This is a genomic window from Acinetobacter sp. UBA3132 (genome assembly GCF_002364825.1).
Classification (GTDB): Bacteria; Pseudomonadota; Gammaproteobacteria; order Pseudomonadales; family Moraxellaceae; genus Acinetobacter; species Acinetobacter schindleri.
Window position 1 is genome coordinate 25,835 of record NZ_DEZM01000146.1, and the last position, 21,398, is coordinate 47,232.

A 21,398-nucleotide genomic window follows, 5' to 3' on the forward strand; every position below is an offset into this window, starting at 1 on the left:
TCATGTCTAAACAAATTTTGATTTTAGCTGGTGACGGCATCGGTCCTGAAATTGTGAAAGCAGCAGAGCAAGTGCTGACTCGCGTAAATGAAAAATTTAATTTAGATCTAAGCTGGGAACATGGCCTGTTAGGTGGTGCTGCGATTGATGCACATGGTGCACCTTATCCAGATGTGACGTCTGAGCAGGCAAAAAAAGCTGATGCAATTCTGCTTGGCGCTGTGGGTGGTCCTAAATGGGATACGATTGAACGCTCAATTCGTCCTGAACGTGGTCTGTTAAAATTGCGTAGTGAACTGAACCTGTTCGCGAACCTGCGTCCGGCGATTCTCTATCCGCAACTTGCTGATGCGTCTAGCCTGAAACCTGAAATTGTAGCTGGTCTGGATATCCTGATCGTACGTGAATTGACAGGTGGTATCTACTTCGGTCAACCACGTGGTATCCGTGAATTGGAAAATGGTGAAAAACAAGGTTTTAACACTGATGTGTATTCAGAGTCTGAAATCAAGCGTATTGCCAAAGTTGCATTTGAACTTGCCGGTCTGCGTGGCGGTAAAGTATGTTCAGTCGATAAAGCAAACGTGCTTGAAGTGACTGAGCTTTGGAAGCAAACCGTTACTGAATTGAAAGAAGAGCAATATCCAGACATCAACCTGTCGCATATGTATGTCGACAATGCTGCAATGCAGTTGGTACGTGCGCCTAAACAGTTTGACGTAATTGTCACTTCTAACCTGTTCGGTGACATTCTGTCTGACGAAGCAGCAATGTTAACGGGTTCAATTGGTATGTTGCCATCTGCTTCTCTAGATGAGAATGGCAAAGGCATGTATGAACCATGTCATGGTTCTGCACCAGACATCGCAGGTCAAAACCTAGCAAATCCATTGGCAACCATTCTGTCTGTTGCAATGATGCTGCGTTACACCTTCCGTGAAGAAGCGGCTGCAAAAGCAATTGAAGATGCAGTAGGTCATGTATTGGATCAAGGTTTACGTACTGCGGATATTATGTCCGAAGGCATGAGCAAAGTCGGTACAGTGGAAATGGGCCAGGCAGTAGTTGCTGCATTGAACTAAATTTCACTCCAGAACTGATCAATAAAAAACGCAGCTCAGGCTGCGTTTTTTTGTGTCTGCTGAATTAACAGGTTCGGCCGGTATATTTCACTGCTTGTGCAATATTGTCCTTGAGTTCAAAAACAATTTTACATTGCAGGTTTACGTCATAGCCACGCGATGGACTATGTGTCACCGGAATGGGTACTGTTCCAGTACCGGCAACCGGATGCTGAGCAACAGAGAGTGGAAGTGCAACGGGACGCTGCACGATATAGACCAGTTGCCCGGCTGAAAGTACGGGTTCATTTACCTGTTGGTAGCCGAGTTTGCTTAAATCCAGATTGGCATAAATGGTTTGGCTAGACTGTCCAATATACTGCTGTAAATAAGCGTCACGTTCGGCTTGAGACAGGGTAGGCGTATGCGTACATGCAGACAATAACAGAAGCATGCCTGGTAACACGAGTTTCATTTGGCGAAATGCAGATAACATATTCTGACTCCTACAAAAGCCATTGCGGTTATTGTAGCGAGGAGAAAATGAGCTTATTGTTGTAATTTGACACACGGTAGAGAGAAGTATCCTGATAAATTGGACCTCTCATTAAATCCCATACAGGTTTTAAACTTCACTGGACACAGTTTAGCAAGCTTTACCGGTATAACGAATGTCCTGAACAATTTCATCTTTCAAGTCAAACCAGATTTGGCATTTCATCTTAATGTTATAACCTCCATTCGAAGGCATTGGAATTGGTACACCAGGGGAGATACTTTGACTAATATTAGGTGTACCCATCGGAATATTCACATCCCGGAAAATAGTATAACTGAGAAAGTCTGCTGTCTGAATGGGGTGCTGGGAGGTTTTAAATCCCATTGCACGAAGATCAAGTTGGCTGCGAACCTGTGCGGCAGTTTGACCGATATAGGGCTGTAGAGAATGATGCAGATGCTGATTGCTGCCTGTAGCACATGCAACAAGAGATAAGCTGGAAAGCAGAGTCAAATATTTCATATTCATTGTTTTTATAAATATTGTTTTAATTAAATTGAATAGTCTTGTAATTCTCAGGCTATGTCAATTTTTTTATTTATTGGTAAATAATGAATAATTAAAGTCACAAAAAAAGCCACCCTGATCAGTGGCTTTTTTTACTGACGCTAAATCTTAGCGTGCACGATAAGTGATGCGACCCTTAGTTAAGTCGTAAGGAGTCATCTCCACTTTTACACTGTCGCCAGTCAAAATACGGATGTAGTGTTTACGCATTTTACCAGAGATATGAGCAATCACTTCGTGACCGTTTTCTAAACGTACACGGAACATAGTATTAGGAAGCGTCTCGGTGACAACGCCTTCGAACTCGATGAGTTCCTCTTTATTGGCCATAGCCTACCTAAAAGAATAAATTAGAAAGGCGCAAATTATAGTCAATTTTTTCGTATAACACAAGGCATAGCAGGCTTTAGACTGATCATCTGAAAGCAAAATAAGCGAAGCATCAGTACAAATATTTTAACTAAAAAACTGCTTGTTGATGTTGTCACTTTGGTCAATCACAGTTAATCTAAAAAATATCTTTTTAGGTATAAATGAAGCACATACAAGGAAGGTTTTTGAGTGGGTCAGCTAACAGATGCATCGGTTGTACTGCGATTAGGCTACCAGGCGATACGTCGTGCGGGTTTGCCAACCGAAGAATTGCTTACTAAAGCAGGAGTTGCCTTAAACCAGGTTGAAGCCAATGACCGTACCCCGTTGAGTGCACAGTATGCATTCTGGGTCGCGGCAGAAGAGGTCAGCAAGGATCCTGATATCGGCTTACATTTGGGTGAGCACCTGCCACTTTACCGTGGTCAGGTCATTGAGCATTTGTTTATTTCATCAGAAAATTTTGGTGAAGGGCTAAAACGTGCCTTGGCTTACCAGCGCCTCATCAGTGATGCCTTCCATGCGCAACTGGTCGTGGAAGATGACCGCTGTTATTTGACCAATGGTGAGCAGCTTTTTGCCGAAAATATCGTCAATCGCCATTTCACTGAATGTGCCATGTCTGGTGTACTGCGTTTCTTTAAATTTATTACCGAAGGGCGTTTTGAGCCGATTTATATCGACTTCAATTTTTCTAAAGGCGCAACTGATGATGAATACTTCCGTGTCTATGAATGCCCAGTAAGTCTGGGACAGAAAGAAACACGTCTTTATTTTGATCCGAGTATTCTTGAATATCCGCTTTGGCAGGCAGAACCAGAATTACTCCAGCTGCATGAGCAGTTAGCAATTGAAAAGCTGCAAGAGCTGGCACGTTATGATCTGGTGGGTGAAGTGCGCCGTGCCATTGGCTCAACCTTGGAAAGTGGGGAAACCACGCTAGAAACAGTCGCTGCCCAGCTGAATATTACTCCCCGCCGTTTGCGTACCCAGTTGAGTGAAGCCAATACCAGTTTCCAGCAGATCCTTTCGGATTATCGTTGCCGTCTGGCTAAACGCTTACTGGCAGGCACCAGTGAAAGTGTAGAGCGGATTGTTTATCTCACCGGTTTTTCTGAACCAAGTACCTTCTATCGTGCTTTTAAGCGTTGGACCAATGAAACGCCAGTGGAATATAGAAAGCGCAAGCAGCGTTAAATCCCTCCTAACCTTCCTTTAAAAAGGTAGGAATTTCCCCTCCTTCCAGAAGGGGGTAGGGGAGGTAAATTAATGAAAAGGATTCAATTATTCTGGCATGTTTAACCAATGTGGTCCTAAAGGCACTTTTGGTAAATTAAATTGTTCAGGATAATGCGCCTGAATAAAGTAGAGTCCATCTGGTGGTGCAGTCACACCTGCCGCTTTGCGGTCTTCCGCAGCAAAGATGGCATCAATCTGATCGATGTCATACATGCCCTGACCAATTTCCAGCAAACAGCCCATGATGTTGCGCACCATATGATGCAGGAAGCCATCAGCCTGAATATCCAGGACCAGATAGTGACCATGACGAATTAGGCGACAGTGATGCACATGGCGTACAGGTTGATTGGATTGACAGGCAGAGGCACGGAAACTTTCGAAATTATGTGTGCCTTCAAACTTTGTCGCAGCTTCAATCATCTTGTCGACATCTAAATCGTAATGGATATGGGTGACCTGTTTATGCAATAGCGCAGAACGCACAGGGTGATTGTAGACTACATAACGATAACGACGGGCTTGGGCTTTAAAACGGGCATGGAAATCCATGTCCATTTCCTGAATCCACTGAATTGCAATATCTTTAGGCAGCTGACTATTACAGCCGCGTAACCAGCCATATTCGGAGCGATCAGCAGAGGTATCGAAGTGAGCAACCATATTGGTGGCATGCACGCCGGCATCAGTTCGACCTGCACCATGCAGGATAATAGTTTCATTGGCGACTTTAGACAGAACCTTTTCAATCGTTTCCTGCACGCTTGCTACGCCGGGCTGTTGGGTTTGCCAACCTCTGTAGTGTGCTCCACTAAATTCAATACCGACTGCAAAACGCTGCATATTCACCTCAAGATTCAACTAATCAGACCAATGGTGATGCCATTGCTCCACGCTGTCGTATTGTAAATACATTTTCAGGGCTTTTGCATATAGATCGGCATGGCCATAGGCATCATTGAGTAAAATCCGGCAGTCCTGTACCCATTCTGCAATAGCATAGCGTTGGTCTGTGCTCCCGAAAGGTACTTGTGTAGTCAAAACTACAGCACAGCCAGCATTATAGAAATCATCAAAAAGCTGAATGAGATCAGGATTAACTGCGAGATTTCCTGTGCCAAAGCCCTGCAGAATCAGGAAGTCTGGAGGTGAAGCCAATAATTGCTTAAGGTTATGAAGCTGCTGATCTAGCCCAATTGGCTGCATCATGATACTCAGGCAATTAAATTGCTGTGCCTTAATCAAATCTTGTGCAGTAATGCTATGTGTATATAGTTGCGGTGGAATTTTTACTTCTGCATCTATGCCAGCAAAGGCCTTGAGCTCAGTAGTATGTTGCTTTAACGCTGTTCTGCCATGAACCAGTTCCTGGTTAAATGCCAGATAAACGCCCATCTCGACCTGCTGTACAGAATCTAGAGCAAAGCATAGGTTGTCCAAAGCATCACTGAATTCGCGTGGCTGCTTGCCAGCTGCATTTAATAATGGGTACTGGCTACCGGTTAAAACCACATAGGCAGATTGCCCTAAAAGATGCGCCAGCACGGCACAGGCATAGCTCATGGTATCTGTACCATGAATGATAACAAAGCGCTGATAATTCTGAGCCTGCAGTTGCTGAATAAACTGAATCAAGGCTAGCCAGTCAGGAGCAGTACATGCACTGCTGTCCTTAATTACAGGGGCGCAGAAGCACTCTACCGAATGCGTGTCTTCATGCAATAATTCTTTTAGTTTTATAAAAAAAGATTCGGCAGGCATAGGAGCGAGTGGATCACCAACGCATCCAAACGTACCTCCCATATAAATCAATGCAATATTTTTCATCATAAAAAAAGCAGCCATAGTGACTGCTTTAGTGTAGAACGAATTTACTTAAGAAGCGATTCGATTCAGTAATTGATCAACATGGGTGCGTTGTTGTGGACTGTAGTCCGCTTCCTTTTCTGTCAGGATTTCACGTGCGGCATCATAGGCACCCAATTGGATATACTGCTCTGCCAATTCCAGATTTAATACTACTTCATCCGTTTCCGTTAATTCAGGGAATGATTGAATCAGTGGATCATTTTGATGAGCGGTTGAAGTAACGGGCGCAGATGGAATATCAAAACTGATTGCAGCACTGGCTGGTTTTTCAGGAACGGCATCCAGTTTAAAGTCCAATTCTGAGACAGCAGGGACTGCTGGACTTATAGGTTCATGTGTAGTTAAACCTGATAAATTAAATTCTGGTACTGCGATTTCTGGCTGGGTTTCTGTGGTTGACGTTGTATCTGCCGAGAAAGAAAAATCAAGAGGTTGAACTGATTCTGCAGTAGGTACTGGTGTCACTTCTGGTTTTTCTAAGCTGCCTAAGTCAAGCTTAAAATCCATAACCGGTGCGGCAGTTTCAGGCTCAGCAGCAGGTGCAATTTCAGTTTCAGCTTTTGTTGAGCTATTTAAGTCAAAGCTAAAGTTTAGTGCAGATGGGGCCGTATCCGGTATTGTCGTCGCTACCGGCTCAGATACTGCAGGAGCGTCAGAAAAGTTAAACTCTAGACCTGTAGCTCCTGGTAGATTCTGAGCTGTATCACTTGCCGGTTTAGTCAAAGTGGGCTCAAAATTAAATTCCAGCGGCTGGATATCATTCTGTGATGGTGCCGGCTCAAATACAGCTTTTTGAGGCTTATTTTGTTGTTGCAGTTCATCAAAAGCAAGATCATTAACTACTGGGTTGTGGGTGGGAGATAGCTCTTCAAAGGCAGCAGTGTTGTCTACAGGTGCTGCCTCATTTACTGATGAGCCAGCGCTTAACTGTGCAGAAGGAAAATCAATTGTGTCCTTGGTTGAATTAGCTGAATTTTCAAATTCTGCTTTTTTAGTTTCTGCCTGCGCAAGAATGTCATCCAAACCGAGTGAACGGACATGCGTAATTAACTGGGAAATGGCAAATTCATCTTTCTGCTGAATATGGATATCAACGAGCAACAAATACAGTTCATGCTGGCGGTTGTCTTTTTTGAGCGCCTGATTGATTTGTGCTTCAGCGGCAAAGAAATTTCCTTCACTGATCAGGCGTTCAATTTTCTTGCGCAGCTCTGCTGAAAGAGCAATAGCTTCTTGGGGGTTCGCTGCAACTTCTTCAACCACCCGGGTTTTTGCTGGGGTAGCCCGTGCTGAACTGGTGGTTTTTCTCGCTTTCGCTGTAGTTGCCTTTGCTTTATCTGACCCTTGAGCATCCTGACGTTTTTTGACTACAATCAGAACGATGATCAATAAAATTAATGGAATCACATAAATCAGCATGATAAGTACCCCTTAGAGATAGAGGGCTCCATATATCCACTCATCCCTGTAAATCAATGTATGTAATGATTAGTTAATTGGCTTTTTTATCTGCCTGTTGTGCTTTCAACTGCTGTTGCAGTCGGGCAAGACGGGCATTTAATAATTGAATTCTCTGATCCTTCTGATTAAGCGCCAATTCTAATTCAGTTACGTTTCTCTGTAATTTAACGGTTTTTTCTCGAACTGTCATAACTTTTAATGACAACTCTTTCGAAGTTTGACGGTCTAATGTGTTTTGATTTGCAGAAAGTTGCTTAGTTTCTTGTTGGTTCTCAGCAACCAGGCTCATTTCAGCTTGATTTAAACGATATTTGGTACTGCCTTTAGCCTCATTCTGAACTTGTGCAAGCTCAGATGTCTTGACAGTAATTGGCTGTTTTTGTGCGGGCGCAATATTCAAATTCAGTGCCGCACCACGCTTCAGGCGATTCGCATCTCCGCCAATAAAGGCCTGTTCATTATTTTTTTTAATTTGTTGCATGACTTCACCGACACCGCGGTTTTGTTCCTGAGCAATACGTGCAGCAATTTTCCAGAGAGATTCATTGGATTGAACCACATAACTTGCTTTTGCAATAGATGTCGGGCTCGCTTGAGGGGAGTGTTTCACTGGAGCCGGAGCTGCTTGAGGCGGTTTTTTAGGAGGGACTTGCTTCTGTTTTGCGACTTGTTCGTCGGCATATTTTTTAACTAATGGGTCGCTGGAATTGGAGTGTGGCGCAGCAGCAGGATAGGTCGCCACTGGCTTTTGACTTTGTACTTTTTGAGTTGGTATATCTTGATTCGGCTGTGCAACAGGCGCTGCTGAAGCACCCTCCGCTATCTGAGTTTTTGCTTGAGCTGTGGTAGTGACTAGATTTTTTTGCAGACTATTTGAAGCTAGAGGCTTTTGTTGAATAGCTGGCATTGCAGGTTCAGCGATTGGTGTGGGTGTCGTCAAAGTACTTGCGACTGGACGCGTATTCACAGCTGTAATAGCTTCCTCAACCTTGACTGGAGCCTGAACGACAGGAGTCGTTATCGATGTTGTCTGAGGGATAGAGTTTGGTGATAATGGCGGTGGAGTAAGACGCTGTACAGCCAATGGTTTTTCCATAGCTTTGGTATTCGCTGCTGCAGGCTTGTATTGCGTACTGACAGGTAAATTTAAACCAATTTCATTTTCATTCACCACCACGACTGGGGTTAATGTTCGTTCATTCGCGCTGATTGAAGCTTTTAGCAGATCTGTCTTGGGTTTGAGTGTGGTCTTGATGTGTTGTAAGCGTGCTGCATTGCCTTCTTTAACCTTAACTACAAAATTCAGATCATTTTGAGTGATTGGGCGTGAAGAGGTAATAGTAATCACACCTGTGCCATTGCTGCTACGACGGGTAAAAAAATTAAGATGCCCGGGAGGTTGATGCGTAGTGCCCAGCGTCATTAAATCTTCTGGCGTAGCTAAACTCACTTCAATCGGTATATTGATATCTGACTGACGGAAATTCATTTCCGCATAGAGTAATTCCCCGGGTGCTGATTGAACCTGAACTGGCTCAACCGTGATTGCAAAAACATGCTGTGTAATCATCATGGTTAAAGTAGCAATTTTGAATTTTTTATATACAGTCATCTTCATTCTAGGCTCAGCATCGGTCATATTATAGGCAGTATGGCTCGATGATTGGGATGTCTATGTTTGTTCAACTATTTTCTTGATAGTGACACAAAAAAGCCGATCAATAAAGATCGGCTTTTAGATTGATTATAACGCGCTTAATTAAGCATTTTTATAATCGATCAGAATGCGTAACATACGGCGTAAAGGCTCAGCAGCGCCCCAAAGTAACTGGTCGCCTACAGTGAATGCACCCAGGTATTCTTTACCCATGTTCATTTTACGCAGACGGCCGACTGGAACAGTTAATGTACCGGTTACTGCGACAGGCGTCAGATCAGTCATTGATGCTTCACGTGTATTTGGTACCACTTTTGCCCATTGGCTAGACTGACGAATCATATCTTCGATTTCATTCAAAGGTACGTCACGTTTTAGCTTCAAGGTAATTGCCTGAGAGTGACAGCGCATGGCACCGATACGTACACAGTGACCATCGATTGGAACGATCTGCTGGTTGCCCAGGATCTTGTTGGTTTCAACCTGACCTTTCCATTCTTCTTTCGACTGGCCGCTTTCCAGCTGCTTGTCGATATATGGAATCAGAGAACCAGCTAGCGGTACACCAAAGTTTGCAGACGGGAAGCCTTCACCACGTTGTAATTCAGCAATTTTAGAATCGATGTCCAAAATTGGAGAGCGTGGATCATCGAGTAGGTCTTTAGTATTGTTATACAGGTAACCCATGCCTGTGATCAGCTCACGCATGTTTTGTGCACCTGCACCAGATGCCGCCTGATAGGTCATCGAAGTTGCCCATTCCACCAGGTTGTTCTGGAATAGAGAACCTAGGCCCATCAGCATCAGGGAAACCGTACAGTTACCGCCAACGAAAGTTTTAGTACCTTTCACTAGGCCATCTTTGATTACGTTCAGGTTAACCGGGTCAAGTACGATGATTGCTTCATCATCCATACGCAGCGTAGACGCAGCGTCAATCCAGTAACCATTCCAGCCTGCAGCTTTCAGCTTAGGGAAAACCGCAGTGGTATAATCGCCACCTTGGCAGGTAATAATGACATCCATTTGCTTCAGACGATCAATATCTGTCGCATCCATAAGTGCTGGGGCAGTTTTACCACCAAATGCCGGTGCTTCACCACCTGCATTACTGGTAGAGAAATAGAATGGCTCAAAATGAGCAAAATCATTCTCTTCAACCATACGTTGCATTAGGACGGAACCAACCATCCCGCGCCAACCGACCAGACCTACTTTCATGTCACTTTGCCTCGGTGCGTTAAAAAATTAAAGGGGGTTCGAGTGTACCAAAAAGGGACTCAACTGCAATAGCTACACAATAGAAACATCAATAATATTGAGCGAAATATCTTGTTTATGTTACATACAAAATTGATAACGCAGATTTTCTTCTAGAAAAAATAACAACATAGTAAAAAGAGTCACTTTATGATTTTGTTTATTCAGATATTGTCAGTGCTGGTCATCTGGCTCAGTTTCTGGTCCCTGATTCCTCGTGATGAATGGTGGATCCGTGGCGCCGATTTCCCGCGACTACAAATTCTGATTATTGGCTTCATTGCACTAGGACTTTATATATTCTGGGAGCATTCCTGGACCTTGATAGACCAAATTATTTTTGTAGGGCTGCTCGCGGCACAAGCCTACCAGTTGAAGATGGTCTTGCCTTATACCTTTATCTGGAAGAAACAGGTGAAGAAGGTCAAACGGCAGCAACTGGATCCAAGCAAACAAATTTCTTTACTGGTTTCTAACGTGTTAATGACCAATGAAAAATATCATCTATTACTCGAACAGATTCAACGTTTAACTCCAGATCTGGTACTGACGCTGGAGACCAATTCAGAATGGCAGAAACAACTCTCAGTGATTGAAGCGGACTATCCCTACCGTGTACCTGTGCCTTTAGATAACCTGTATGGGATGCATCTCTACAGTAAATTAAAACTCAGCGATACCGAAGTGAAATTTATTTTGAGTAATGAAATTCCTTCAATTCATACCACAGTCACTTTACGTTCTGGCCATCCGGTTCAGTTATATTGCCTACATCCAAAACCGCCAAGTCCGACTGAAGCCAAGGACTCGAAACTGCGTGATGCTGAATTGCTGATTGTTGGCGATCAAATCAAGGATCTCGATGAAAGCTGTATTGTGATGGGGGATCTGAATGATGTCGCCTGGTCACGTACTACACGTTTGTTTCAGCGTATTAGTGGCTTGCTCGACCCGCGTGTCGGGCGCCGTTATGTCAATACCTTTCATGCCGATTATCCGATGTTCCGCTGGTCACTTGACCATGTCTTCCACAGTACCGACTTTGCTTTAGTCCATATGGAGCGTTTGCCACATGTGGGCTCGGATCATTTTCCGGTGTTTGTGGTACTACAAACCGGGCGAGTCTTTGATCATGTACAAGAAGAACTGGAACAGACTGAAGAAGATGAGCAACAGGCTCAGGAAGCTATACAAGAAGGTATTGAAAAAGCTGAGAAAGAAGAAAAAATAGTCACGGATGAAATTGCTCAAACCTACAAAAAAGGTTCAAAAGTGTGATGGATTTATCGGAAAAGTGTACGAAATGGCTTACATAGATTGGGGTCTTAAACGATATTTATTCCTCGATGATTCCAATATTCTGCTTATATCAGCACAGGGAGTCGAGAAGGGAATTTCTCATAAGGAAGACGAAGCTGAATGAAGACATCATGGATACGATGATGAAATGGAAATCACAAAAAACCAAGAATTAAAATGTTGAAAGCACAACCTCATTAACCCGGGTTTTTACAGGATGTAGAGCCCGGGTTAAACTATTTTAGAGCTTTAATTTTCTTTTTTATTTAATTGATTATTAAAACAATTTTTCGAGTTTAAATAATTTCTGGAAAACGTGTATGCAGTTTATTACTTCTGACAGTGATTTAGCCCAGGAATTTGAAATATTTGAACTCTATAATACCAATCAATGGTCAGCAGCTAAAAAAACCGCAACTGCTTTTAGAAGCCTTGAACCATTCTCATAGTCTTGTGACTGCCGGTATGAATGGTTGACTGGTTGGACTCGGCAATGCCATTTCTGATGGCTATCTGGTGATGTATTTTCCCATTTACTGGTTCATCCAGAATTACAAGGGTAGGGTATTGGTCGCCGAATTATGCAGGCCATGCTAGAGCGTTATTCAGGATTTCATCAAAAAATTTTAGTTGCTGACCAGCATGCTACCGGCTTTTATCAGGCTTTAGCTATGTTGGTCATACTGAAGCCATGTGGATTTATCAGGAAATAAATCATTAATCCATGACGAAAGAGCTCGAGAACTCAATAAATCGAATCATAACCCTGTGGGCGGGTCTTAAAACGGCGATGGAACCACATATATTGCGTTGGGGCGATCCGTAACTGGCGTTCAATAATCTGGTTCACGCGAGTGGCATCATCCAGTTCATCTGCGCTTGGCAGGTTTTCAACGGGTAGCTCAATCAGGACATGATATTTTGGATTTTTGATATCGCCGTGACGGTAGAAATACAGTGGGATCGCAGCGGCTTTGGTCATTTTTAATAAACGACGGTGTGCGGTCACGGTTGCAGCAGGAACGCCAAAAAATGGTGCCATTACGCCTTGTTTTAAACCGAAATCCTGATCCGGGCTGTACCAGATCGCATGTCCATTTTTCAGATTACGCACCAGACCACGCATATCATCATGGTCAATCTGGTTGGCATAAATTGTGGAACGGCAGCGATAAATCAGCATATCCAGCAAGGGGTTATTCTGCGGACGATAGACGACATCCGGTTCAAAATATTGGGCACACAGGTAGCCGCCAGCATCCAGCAGGGTAGAGTGCGTACCGAGTAATAATGCACCTTTTCCTTCAGCTTGTGCTTGCTGGATATATTCCAGACCTTCAATAGTTACACGGCCTTTAAACCACTTTGGTGTGTACCAGGCATTTAAGGTTTCAAACACACCGAGCATCTGGTCAATAAAGACCTGACGGGAATTTTCCTGCACTTCTTGCGCAGACCATTCTGGAAAACACACTTCCAGATTGCGCACTGTAGTTTCACGGCGAGATTTGAGATATTTATAACTTAAGCTACCCAGTAAAGAAGCCAGACGGTACTGAATCGCCCAAGGTAAAATCGCCAGAATCATCAGGAATACAATGCCAATCCATATGCCCCAATACTGGGGAGACAGGAAGGCCCACTGAAATTCACCGGGTTGGTAATCTGGCTTTTTACTCATAATCTGCTATTTAAACCTCAAGATATCTGCAGTGTAGCAGAAGAGCTTTTTGAAACAAAAAAGTGAAAATAAAAAAAGCATCTGTATGAATACAGATGCTTGGCATGGGAGAAATAGAAAACTTAAGCTTTGGTCATATTTTCCAGTTCATCCCAACGTTCCATTTTTTCCAGCAAAATCTCGTCAATTTCACCTAAACGTTCAGATGCCTTGGTGGCTGCTGCTGCATCTTTCACAAACCATGAGCCATCTGCCAGTTTGTCAGAAAGTTCAGCCTGTTCACTTTCCAGTGCTTCGATTTCTGCAGGCAATTGTTCAAGTTCACGTTGATCTTTGTAGCTGAGTTTCACCTTTTTCGGTGCAGGAGCAGCCGCTGCGGCTTCAGCTTTGGCTGCAGCTTTTTTAACGGCAGATTTTTGATCGACCGCTGTCTGGTTCGGACGTTGCTCTAAATAATCCTGATAACCACCGATATATTCATCGATATTGCCTTTACCATCAAATACCCAGGTTGAGGTCACGACATTGTCCATAAAGGCACGGTCATGCGAGATCAGCAGTAATGTGCCTTTATAGCCACTTAACATTTCTTCTAATAGTTCAAGGGTCACCATATCCAGATCATTGGTTGGTTCGTCCATCACAATCAGGTTTGATGGTTTAAGCAACAGTTTTGCCAGCAAAATACGGTTACGTTCACCACCAGACAGCGCTTTTACCGGTGTACGGGCACGTTCAGGCGAGAACAGGAAATCTTGTAAATAGCTATAGATATGACGACGACTGCCATTGATATCGACATGGTCCGAACCTTCAGCGACGTTATCTTTTACCGATTTTTCCAGATCCAGTACGTTACGTAACTGGTCAAAATAAGCCACTTCAAGCTGTGTACCAGTTTTCACCGTACCGCCATGCTCAAGCTGGCCTAAAATCGCTTTAATCAGTGTGGTTTTACCAACACCGTTATCACCGACTAAACCAATACGATCGCCACGCATTACCAGTGCCGAGAAGTCATTAATGATTGGTGCATTGTCACCAAATTTCACGCTGAGATGTTCAATCTCAAATACGACTTTACCAGAACGGCTCGCATCCTGAGTTGCCATGCTCACTTTACCTTGTTGTGAGCGGCGTGCTTTTGATTCTTCGCGTAATGCTTTAAGCGCACGGACACGACCTTCGTTACGGGTACGACGCGCTTTAATCCCTTGGCGAATCCATACTTCCTCTTCAGCAAGACGCTTGTCAAACAGCGCATTCTGCTTTTCTTCGGCTTCCATCTGCTGGGCTTTAAGCTCGAGGTAACGTGAATAGTTACCTTCGTAGCTACGCAATGTACCACGGTCCAGTTCAACAATACGGGTTGCAATGCTGTCTACAAATGAACGGTCATGCGAAATAAACAGGAGGGTTAAATTATTTTGATCGAGCAGGAATTTCTCTAACCATTCAATACTCTCAACGTCCAGATGGTTGGTCGGTTCATCAAGTAACAGAACGTCTGGTTGGGTCAGCAGGGCACGAGCCAGCAGCACACGACGCTTACGGCCACCGGATAAATCGGCAAGGTCTGCATCCGGATCCAGGCCCATTTTACTCAGGATAGAGTTCACCTTGGTTTCTAAAGCCCAGCCATCCAGCTGATCCATCTTGTGCTGCAATGAACCCATGCGGTCACAAGCTTCCATATCACCCAGTACGCAGGCTTCGCTGGCTTCATGATAAGCACGTAGAACTTCTGATGCTTCACCTGCGCCATCCGCCACGATATCCGCGACTTTGCCTGAATCCATCGGCATGTCTTGGGCCAACATGGAAATTGTGATGCCATTTTGTAAGGAAACTTCACCACTGTCAGGTAACAGGCTTCCTTCAATCAGTTTAAGTAAGGTAGACTTACCTTCACCATTACGGCCAATCAAACACACTCGTTCACCGCGTTCTAAATTAAAGTTAGCGCCGTCGAGCAGTGCAGGTCCGCCAAACGCGAGTTGGACGTCCCTTAGGGTAATATATGCCATAATGGTTTCCTGAAATCCTATGATGAGGACTTAAAATGACTAAACAACAAAATCTAAATGATCAGGCGTCATTTTCCGCACCCATTGAAGATTTGCAAGTCCGAATTGCATTTTTGGACGATTTAGTTGAACAGTTGAATCAGCAGGTGACCAGGCAGAATCTGGAAATCATCAATCTTCAAAAGCAAATGACGCTGTTATATCAACGTGTTGAGTCGGCAGATTTGTCTGAGGGCATTGCAGAATTCGACCCGATTATTGATCGACCACCGCATTATTAATTATGTAATTGGTCATGTAGAAAACCCTCGATTGTGAGGGTTTTCGCTTTAATGGGTTTATGCTTTGTTTCAGCAGGGTAATCCTAGTCAGTAAAACTAGCCATGCTGAAAATAATTTGACCTTTTTCACGCTTGCCCCTCTAATAGCGCTTCCAGGTTTTGTTCAGATTGGTGTTCCATGTCACAGAAAGTTGTTTTACTCGATCTTGAAAATAATTTCCCGACCGCCACTCTATTACGTGAAATCACCAAGCATTATCCAATCTTGTACCTGTTTAGCTGTGCCGGAAAGTTTGAATTTGAATTGGAAGACCTGACCGAACTGGCAGGCTGGATCGCCAGTGGGCAAGTGGTCATTCTGGACATTCCTGAAGCTGAACACCGTGAATATGAATATGCGGTCATTGTCGGACAGCTGATGGCACTGCTGGAACCGGACACGCATGTGGAACTGATTTCAGCCATGGACAGCAGTGAAATGCTGATGCAAATGCTGATTGCATCTGACATTAGCTGTAGCCTGATTCAGGTACAGGCAGAACCGGAACAGGATAAAAAAATCTCTCCTAAATTCAAGATCCCAAGTCTCGACACCATTCAGCAGAAACCCACTTTACAACTGGTGAAAAAATATTGTGATGCACTGGCGAAAATGCCAGGCAAGCCAACCACACTGGAAAGCCTGAAAAATTCTGTGGCAAATATTTTGCAAGTACTGCCAGGTAAAGCGCAGCATGTAGTCGGAATGCTGATTAACCTCAAGATTGTAAAACGCTATGAAGATCAGATTGCCTTCCGTAAAAAGGTATTAAAGCAATGGTTACAACTGGATCTGTCTGCTGCACCAACTACATCGCTTGATCTGAGTCAGGCCATTGCTGAATTGACCCCGGAAGAGCCAGAAAAAGTCATTGAAGAACAATCTGCCATTCAGTCTGTACAACAGGGATTGTTCAAAAACTTTGACCGCATTGATCCGGTACAAATGGAAGTGGCACGCAAGCTGCGTGAACTACAAGGTGACAAGCCTAAAGATATTTATGAATTGCGAGATTTACTGGAACAGTTATTTCCAAAATCCGATGTGCGTTTATTGCTGAAGGAACTGCTGGAGAAAGGCTATATTTACTGGAATGGTCATGAAGTTCTCTATAGCCATGAGATGTTCCTGAATTAATTTTGTCGCGCAAACTTGCGTTTTATATTGAGCTTATGCAACTCTAATAATAGAACATAAAGGTTGAGCTATGGAAAATACAGGAATCTGGGTTGCTGTCGTCATCATTGTATTTGTACTGGGATCTATTTTTGGTCTGCGTGTCAGCCCACGAGAAAGAGCTTTGGGCATGATGCGTGAGAAAGCCCGCAAGATGGGATTACACCCACGTCTGGTTGTGGCTCCTGACTGGACCAAAGTGCCGATGGCCACTGAAAAGCGTGCCAGTATGGTGGCTTATTATAGTGTGCTGATACCAGACGCACGTTTGCCACTGATGCGTGCCCGTGTGGTCGATCAAAAGCTTGAGCTGGTACAAGGCGATGACAAATTTAAAGATTTTCCCATTGCATTAAAAGGCATTTATGCTATTGATATGCAGGCAAACTGTGTTGGACTCTATTGGGATGAAGAATCTGACCTTAGAGCCACGCAACTTGATGACATCAAGGCACTATTACATTCTTTGGCTGAACTTTAATTTTAGAAATAAACAGGATTAAACGGTTAATATGGCGAACGCTCCTCGGTCCACATCAAAAAGCAGCACGGCGAAGTCTTCCGACGCTGGAAGTAAACGTGCCTTGGTGATTGTGGAGTCGCCTGCAAAAGCGAAAACAATCAACAAGTATCTCGGTTCAAACTACATCGTGAAATCCTCGGTGGGTCATGTGCGTGACTTGCCAACGGGCGGCTCTGCGAAAACTGCAGAGAAAAAACCAGCAACGCGAACCAAGCTGACTGAAGCAGAAAAAGCGGAAAAATCACAGCAGGCGTTGATTAACCGGATGGGTGTCGATCCAGAACATGACTGGAAAGCCAAATATGAAGTCCTTCCGGGCAAGGAAGGCGTAGTCGCTGAACTGAAAAAACTGGCATCGCAAGTCGATGAAGTGTATCTCGCAACGGATTTGGACCGTGAAGGGGAAGCGATTGCCTGGCATTTAAAAGAAGTGATCGGCGGTGATGATTCACGTTACCAGCGTGTGGTCTTTAACGAAATTACCAAAAATGCCATTCAGGAAGCGTTTAAACAGCCCTCACGTCTAGATACCAATAAGGTTAATGCCCAGCAGGCGCGCCGTTTCCTGGACCGTGTCGTCGGCTTCATGATTTCGCCACTGCTATGGGAAAAAATTGCCCGTGGCCTGTCTGCGGGACGTGTACAGTCTGTCGCTGTAAAGCTGGTGGTGGAACGCGAACGTGAAATTCGTAAGTTCATTCCGGAAGAATACTGGCAGGTTTTTGCAGATACCAAATCCAAGAAAGATGATATTCGTCTGGAAGCGGTCAAGCAAAATGGCAAGACTTTAAAGCTGCATAATAAAGCTGAAACTGACGCTTTATTGAATCTGATTAAAGACGCCGAATATAAAGTTATTAGCCGTGAAGATAAACCGACCAAGGTCAATCCAAGCGCACCTTATATCACGTCCACCTTGCAACAGGCCGCAAGTACCCGTCTAGGTTTCTCGGTGAAGAAAACCATGATGCTGGCGCAGCGCCTGTATGAAGCTGGTTTCATTACCTATATGCGTACTGACTCCACCTTCCTGAGTGATGATGCAGTCAATATGGTGCGTGGTCATATCGAGTCAGAATATGGCGAGAAATATCTGCCAGCCAAGCCGAACCGTTATGGTAATAAAGCCGGTGCGCAGGAAGCCCACGAAGCTATTCGTCCATCCAATGTCGCGCTGAAAGGCGACAGTCTGGCTGGAGTGGAACGTGATGCACAGCGTCTGTATGACCTGATCTGGCGTCAATTTGTAGCTTGTCAGATGACACCTGCTGAATATTTATCTTCTACGATTTTAGTCGATGCCAATGGTGTGGAGCTGAAAGCTAAAGGCCGTACGCTGGTATTTGATGGTTTCACCAAAGTTCGTGGTGCCAACAAGGCAGATGACGATATTTTATTGCCAGCTGTCAAAGTGGGTGAAGTCCTGAAGCTAGAGAAACTTGATCCTTCTCAACATTTCACTAAACCACCTGCACGCTTCACTGAAGCATCCTTGGTAAAAGAGCTTGAAAAACGTGGTATCGGCCGTCCTTCGACCTATGCCGCGATTATCTCGACCATTCAGGATCGTGGTTATGTAAAACTGGAAAACCGTCGTCTCTTTGCCGAGAAGATGGGTGAGATCGTCACCGATCGTCTGGATGAAAGCTTCAATAACCTGATGAACTACGACTTTACTGCAGACCTTGAAGGTCAGCTGGATAAAGTGGCAGATGGTGAGCGTAACTGGAAGGATCTGTTAGACAGCTTCTATGGCGACTTCAAGAAACGTCTAACCAATGCTCAGGGTGAAAACGGCATGCGCCGCAATCAGCCTGTAGAAGTTGAAGCTGTACACTGTAAAGAATGTGACCGTCCGATGCAGATCCGTACCGGAACAACGGGTGTATTCCTGGGTTGTTCAGGTTATAACCTGCCACCGAAAGAACGTTGTAAAGGCACACTGAACCTGACCCCGGTTGAGTCTTTGGCTGCACTGTCTGACGATGATGCCGCTGAAACTGCTGACCTGATGTCGAAAAAACGTTGTCCGATCTGCTCGACTGCCATGGACAGCTACGTCATTGATGGCGGTCGTAAACTGCATATCTGCGGTAACAACCCGGACTGTGCCGGTTTTGAACTGGAAGAAGGTGAGTTCAAGATCAAGGGCTATGATGGCCCAACCATTCCATGTGACAAATGTGATGGCGAAATGCAGCTGAAGACTGGCCGTTTTGGTCCTTATTTTGCCTGTACCAGCTGTGAGAATACCCGTAAAGTCTTGAAGAATGGTCAGCCTGCACCTCCGCGCGTTGATCCGATCAAGATGGAACACCTGCGTTCAACCAAGCATGATGATTTCTTTGTTCTGCGTGATGGCGCAGCCGGTCTGTTCCTGGCCGCGAGCAAGTTCCCGAAAGTCCGTGAAACTCGCGCACCGAAGGTGGCGGAACTACGTACCGTTGCCGAGCAGCTGGATCCAAAGTATCAGTTTATCTTGCAGGCGCCAGATGTAGATCCTGAAGGTAATCCAACTCTGGTGAAATTCAGCCGTAAGAACCAGTCGCAATATATTGGTTCAGAAACACCTGAAGGTAAGCAAACCAAATGGTCTCTGGTTTACCAAGATGGAAAATGGGTTGAAGCCTAAAAGCTAAAAATGAAAAATGCCGACATCAGTCGGCATTTTTTATGGCAGAATAAATTTTAGAAATTTGATTAATAATAAAATTTGGGGAAGGTGTGGATATTCAAACAAAAAAATTCGCAGTGCTCATTGATGCGGATAATTCATCGATTAATGCAATCGCATCAGTATTAGAAGAAGTTGCTAAATACGGTATTGCCAGTGTTAAACGTGTTTATGGAGATTGGAGCAGTGAAACCTTAAAAAATTGGCGCGATGTTTTGCTTCCACATGCAATTACACCTGTACAGCAATTTGCCTATACTAAAGGTAAAGATGCAACAGACATGATCCTGATTATTGATGCTATGGATTTACTTTATGCAGGTGCATTAGATGGGTTCTGTATCGTATCCAGTGATAGCGATTTCACGCCCTTAGCTTCACGTATTCGTGAAAATGGTCTCACCGTCTATGGTTTTGGCAAAAAAGCTACTCCTGAAGCATTCAAAAAAGCTTGTGACAAGTTTATTTATATTGAAAACTTACTTGTAGATAGTGAAATTAAAAATAATGAGGATAGTGAAGAAACAGATTTAATTGATAAAAAAGTTTCGGATATTAGCAAGACAAGTGGACAAAAAACCATATCTGCCCAAAAGGAAATTCAGTTACCTGAAGGGATGGACCGAGCCACGCTTAATTTAATTTATAAAGCTGTAAAAGATAATGCAGATGAAAATGGTTGGGCCAATTTAAGTATGGTTGGGCAATACATAAGTGCGGTAAAACCTGATTTTGACTCTCGTAATTATGGTCGTGCCAAACTTTCTGGATTAATCAAGACTTTAAATCTTTTTGAAACTAAGATTGAAATGAGCCAGATGTTTCTTAGAAAAATAAAAAAACAGAGTGCTTAAAGCATGTGGAAAAAAATCCGAATCCTGATTCTGCTACTGATTTTATTTGTGGTCGCAGTCAATGCCTATCGTGACCAAAACCAGGACTGGTCCAAGCCTATTTTTGTCTTGTTGCATCCAATTAATGCTGATGGTTCAGCAGCTACCCAACAATATATTCAGCAGCTCTCGGCTCAGGATTTAAATGGAGCACAAGAATATCTGGAAAAGGCTGCGCAGCAGTATCGCGGTCAACCAACCTACTTCTATTTTAATCTTGGACGTGAACTGAAAGAATTACCACCTAAAGTTCCTGAGCAGGCCTCAGTTATAGATACCATTTTCTGGAGCCTGAAATTCCGTTTCTATGCCTGGCAACAGCAGCAAAGTTCAGATCCTTCGGCCAATGTGATCTTATATTTAAACTACTATGATCCGGCACAGCATAAAGTGTTAAAGCATTCAACAGCTTTACAAAAAGGCCGGATTGGATCAGTGAACCTGTTCGCTTCCAGGAAACAGACTGAACAAAACAAGATTGTCCTTGTACATGAGCTATTACATGCCTTTGGAGCCAGCGATAAATATGATCTGGCGACCGGTCAGCCGATGTATCCTGTGGGATATGCATTTCCTAATCAGCAACCTTTGTTTCCGCAAGCCAAAGCAGAGCTAATGGCAGGTCATATTCCAACCTCTCAAACGTCAAGTAAAATGCCAGAATCTTTAAGTCAGACTCTAATTAATGAGATCACTGCGATTGAATTGGGTTGGAAACACTGATATGGATAATGCTGAATTTACCCACAACTTTAGTCGTGCTTGTAAATAAATTTGATACTGGCTTATGAGCTTATAGATAGACTGAAACTTCTAACC

20 protein-coding genes are annotated in these 21,398 nt (G+C 43.9%); 10 read left to right on the forward strand and 10 right to left on the reverse strand.

Annotated features, from left to right (window positions below):
- Window positions 1-2: 2 nt before the first annotated feature.
- Window positions 3-1,082, forward strand: coding sequence for a 3-isopropylmalate dehydrogenase (leuB, locus tag B4033_RS08110; protein ID WP_071320761.1), 1,080 nt, complete (start codon window positions 3-5; stop codon window positions 1,080-1,082).
- Window positions 1,083-1,146: 64 nt separating this feature from the next.
- Here the strand turns inward: leuB and B4033_RS08115 are convergent, their stop codons facing one another.
- The 3 genes from B4033_RS08115 to infA form a co-directional block, all read right to left on the reverse strand.
- Window positions 1,147-1,557: a hypothetical protein gene (locus tag B4033_RS08115; RefSeq protein WP_004890341.1), complete on the reverse strand. Its 411-nt coding sequence runs from the start codon at window positions 1,555-1,557 to the stop codon at window positions 1,147-1,149.
- Between the two features lie 150 nt (window positions 1,558-1,707).
- Window positions 1,708-2,088, reverse strand: a complete 381-nt coding sequence (locus B4033_RS08120) for a hypothetical protein (RefSeq protein WP_286833087.1) — start codon at window positions 2,086-2,088, stop codon at window positions 1,708-1,710.
- 147 nt (window positions 2,089-2,235) lie between these two features.
- Window positions 2,236-2,457: a translation initiation factor IF-1 gene (gene infA / locus B4033_RS08125; protein WP_001284370.1), complete on the reverse strand. Its 222-nt coding sequence runs from the start codon at window positions 2,455-2,457 to the stop codon at window positions 2,236-2,238.
- 231 nt (window positions 2,458-2,688) lie between these two features.
- Here infA and B4033_RS08130 point away from each other — a divergent pair, with 231 nt between their 5' ends.
- A complete protein-coding gene (locus B4033_RS08130; RefSeq protein WP_071320561.1) occupies window positions 2,689-3,696 on the forward strand; it encodes an AraC family transcriptional regulator in 1,008 nt (335 codons plus the stop codon).
- Between the two features lie 87 nt (window positions 3,697-3,783).
- Here B4033_RS08130 and truA read toward each other — a convergent pair whose 3' ends face one another.
- From truA to asd, 5 genes are all read right to left on the reverse strand, one after another.
- Window positions 3,784-4,581 (reverse strand): tRNA pseudouridine(38-40) synthase TruA, encoded by a 798-nt coding sequence (gene truA, locus B4033_RS08135; RefSeq protein ID WP_286833089.1) that lies wholly within the window; start codon window positions 4,579-4,581, stop codon window positions 3,784-3,786.
- Window positions 4,582-4,599: 18 nt separating this feature from the next.
- Entirely contained in the window at window positions 4,600-5,568 is a 969-nt protein-coding gene (locus B4033_RS08140) for an asparaginase domain-containing protein (RefSeq protein WP_286833114.1), read from the reverse strand.
- A gap of 45 nt (window positions 5,569-5,613) precedes the next feature.
- Window positions 5,614-7,026, reverse strand: coding sequence for a hypothetical protein (locus B4033_RS08145; protein ID WP_286833091.1), 1,413 nt, complete (start codon window positions 7,024-7,026; stop codon window positions 5,614-5,616).
- A 73-nt stretch (window positions 7,027-7,099) separates the two neighbouring features.
- Window positions 7,100-8,686: a hypothetical protein gene (locus tag B4033_RS08150; RefSeq protein WP_286833092.1), complete on the reverse strand. Its 1,587-nt coding sequence runs from the start codon at window positions 8,684-8,686 to the stop codon at window positions 7,100-7,102.
- Window positions 8,687-8,827: 141 nt separating this feature from the next.
- Window positions 8,828-9,946, reverse strand: a complete 1,119-nt coding sequence (gene asd / locus B4033_RS08155; protein ID WP_048882548.1) for an aspartate-semialdehyde dehydrogenase — start codon at window positions 9,944-9,946, stop codon at window positions 8,828-8,830.
- Between the two features lie 189 nt (window positions 9,947-10,135).
- Between asd and B4033_RS08160 the strand changes: the two genes are divergently transcribed.
- Together B4033_RS08160 and B4033_RS08165 are read left to right on the forward strand one after the other, a co-directional pair.
- The gene (locus B4033_RS08160; RefSeq protein ID WP_376745266.1) at window positions 10,136-11,263 is read left to right on the forward strand and encodes an endonuclease/exonuclease/phosphatase family protein; all 1,128 of its coding nucleotides are present in this window, start codon (window positions 10,136-10,138) and stop codon (window positions 11,261-11,263) included.
- 341 nt (window positions 11,264-11,604) lie between these two features.
- The gene (locus B4033_RS08165) at window positions 11,605-11,733 is read left to right on the forward strand and encodes a hypothetical protein (RefSeq protein ID WP_265735833.1); all 129 of its coding nucleotides are present in this window, start codon (window positions 11,605-11,607) and stop codon (window positions 11,731-11,733) included.
- 296 nt (window positions 11,734-12,029) lie between these two features.
- On the opposite strand, the gene B4033_RS08170 is transcribed toward B4033_RS08165, so the two are convergent.
- Both B4033_RS08170 and B4033_RS08175 read right to left on the reverse strand, forming a co-directional pair.
- Complete coding sequence (locus B4033_RS08170) at window positions 12,030-12,965, reverse strand: lauroyl acyltransferase (RefSeq protein ID WP_286833096.1); 936 nt, start codon at window positions 12,963-12,965, stop codon at window positions 12,030-12,032.
- Between the two features lie 122 nt (window positions 12,966-13,087).
- The gene (locus B4033_RS08175) at window positions 13,088-14,992 is read right to left on the reverse strand and encodes an ATP-binding cassette domain-containing protein (RefSeq protein WP_286833097.1); all 1,905 of its coding nucleotides are present in this window, start codon (window positions 14,990-14,992) and stop codon (window positions 13,088-13,090) included.
- Between the two features lie 35 nt (window positions 14,993-15,027).
- Here B4033_RS08175 and B4033_RS08180 point away from each other — a divergent pair, with 35 nt between their 5' ends.
- The 6 genes from B4033_RS08180 (at window position 15,028) to B4033_RS08205 (ending at window position 21,302) form a co-directional block, all read left to right on the forward strand.
- On the forward strand, window positions 15,028-15,273 hold the full coding sequence (locus B4033_RS08180) for a SlyX family protein (protein ID WP_048882543.1): 246 nt from the start codon (window positions 15,028-15,030) through the stop codon (window positions 15,271-15,273).
- Window positions 15,274-15,451: 178 nt separating this feature from the next.
- Complete coding sequence (locus B4033_RS08185) at window positions 15,452-16,450, forward strand: hypothetical protein (protein WP_286833098.1); 999 nt, start codon at window positions 15,452-15,454, stop codon at window positions 16,448-16,450.
- A gap of 70 nt (window positions 16,451-16,520) precedes the next feature.
- Window positions 16,521-16,970: an ammonium transporter gene (locus B4033_RS08190; protein WP_048882541.1), complete on the forward strand. Its 450-nt coding sequence runs from the start codon at window positions 16,521-16,523 to the stop codon at window positions 16,968-16,970.
- A 31-nt stretch (window positions 16,971-17,001) separates the two neighbouring features.
- Entirely contained in the window at window positions 17,002-19,644 is a 2,643-nt protein-coding gene (gene topA, locus B4033_RS08195; protein WP_286833101.1) for a type I DNA topoisomerase, read from the forward strand.
- Window positions 19,645-19,736: 92 nt separating this feature from the next.
- Window positions 19,737-20,540: an NYN domain-containing protein gene (locus B4033_RS08200; protein ID WP_004890306.1), complete on the forward strand. Its 804-nt coding sequence runs from the start codon at window positions 19,737-19,739 to the stop codon at window positions 20,538-20,540.
- A gap of 3 nt (window positions 20,541-20,543) precedes the next feature.
- Window positions 20,544-21,302 (forward strand): hypothetical protein, encoded by a 759-nt coding sequence (locus B4033_RS08205; protein WP_286833104.1) that lies wholly within the window; start codon window positions 20,544-20,546, stop codon window positions 21,300-21,302.
- Window positions 21,303-21,398: the final 96 nt, after the last annotated feature.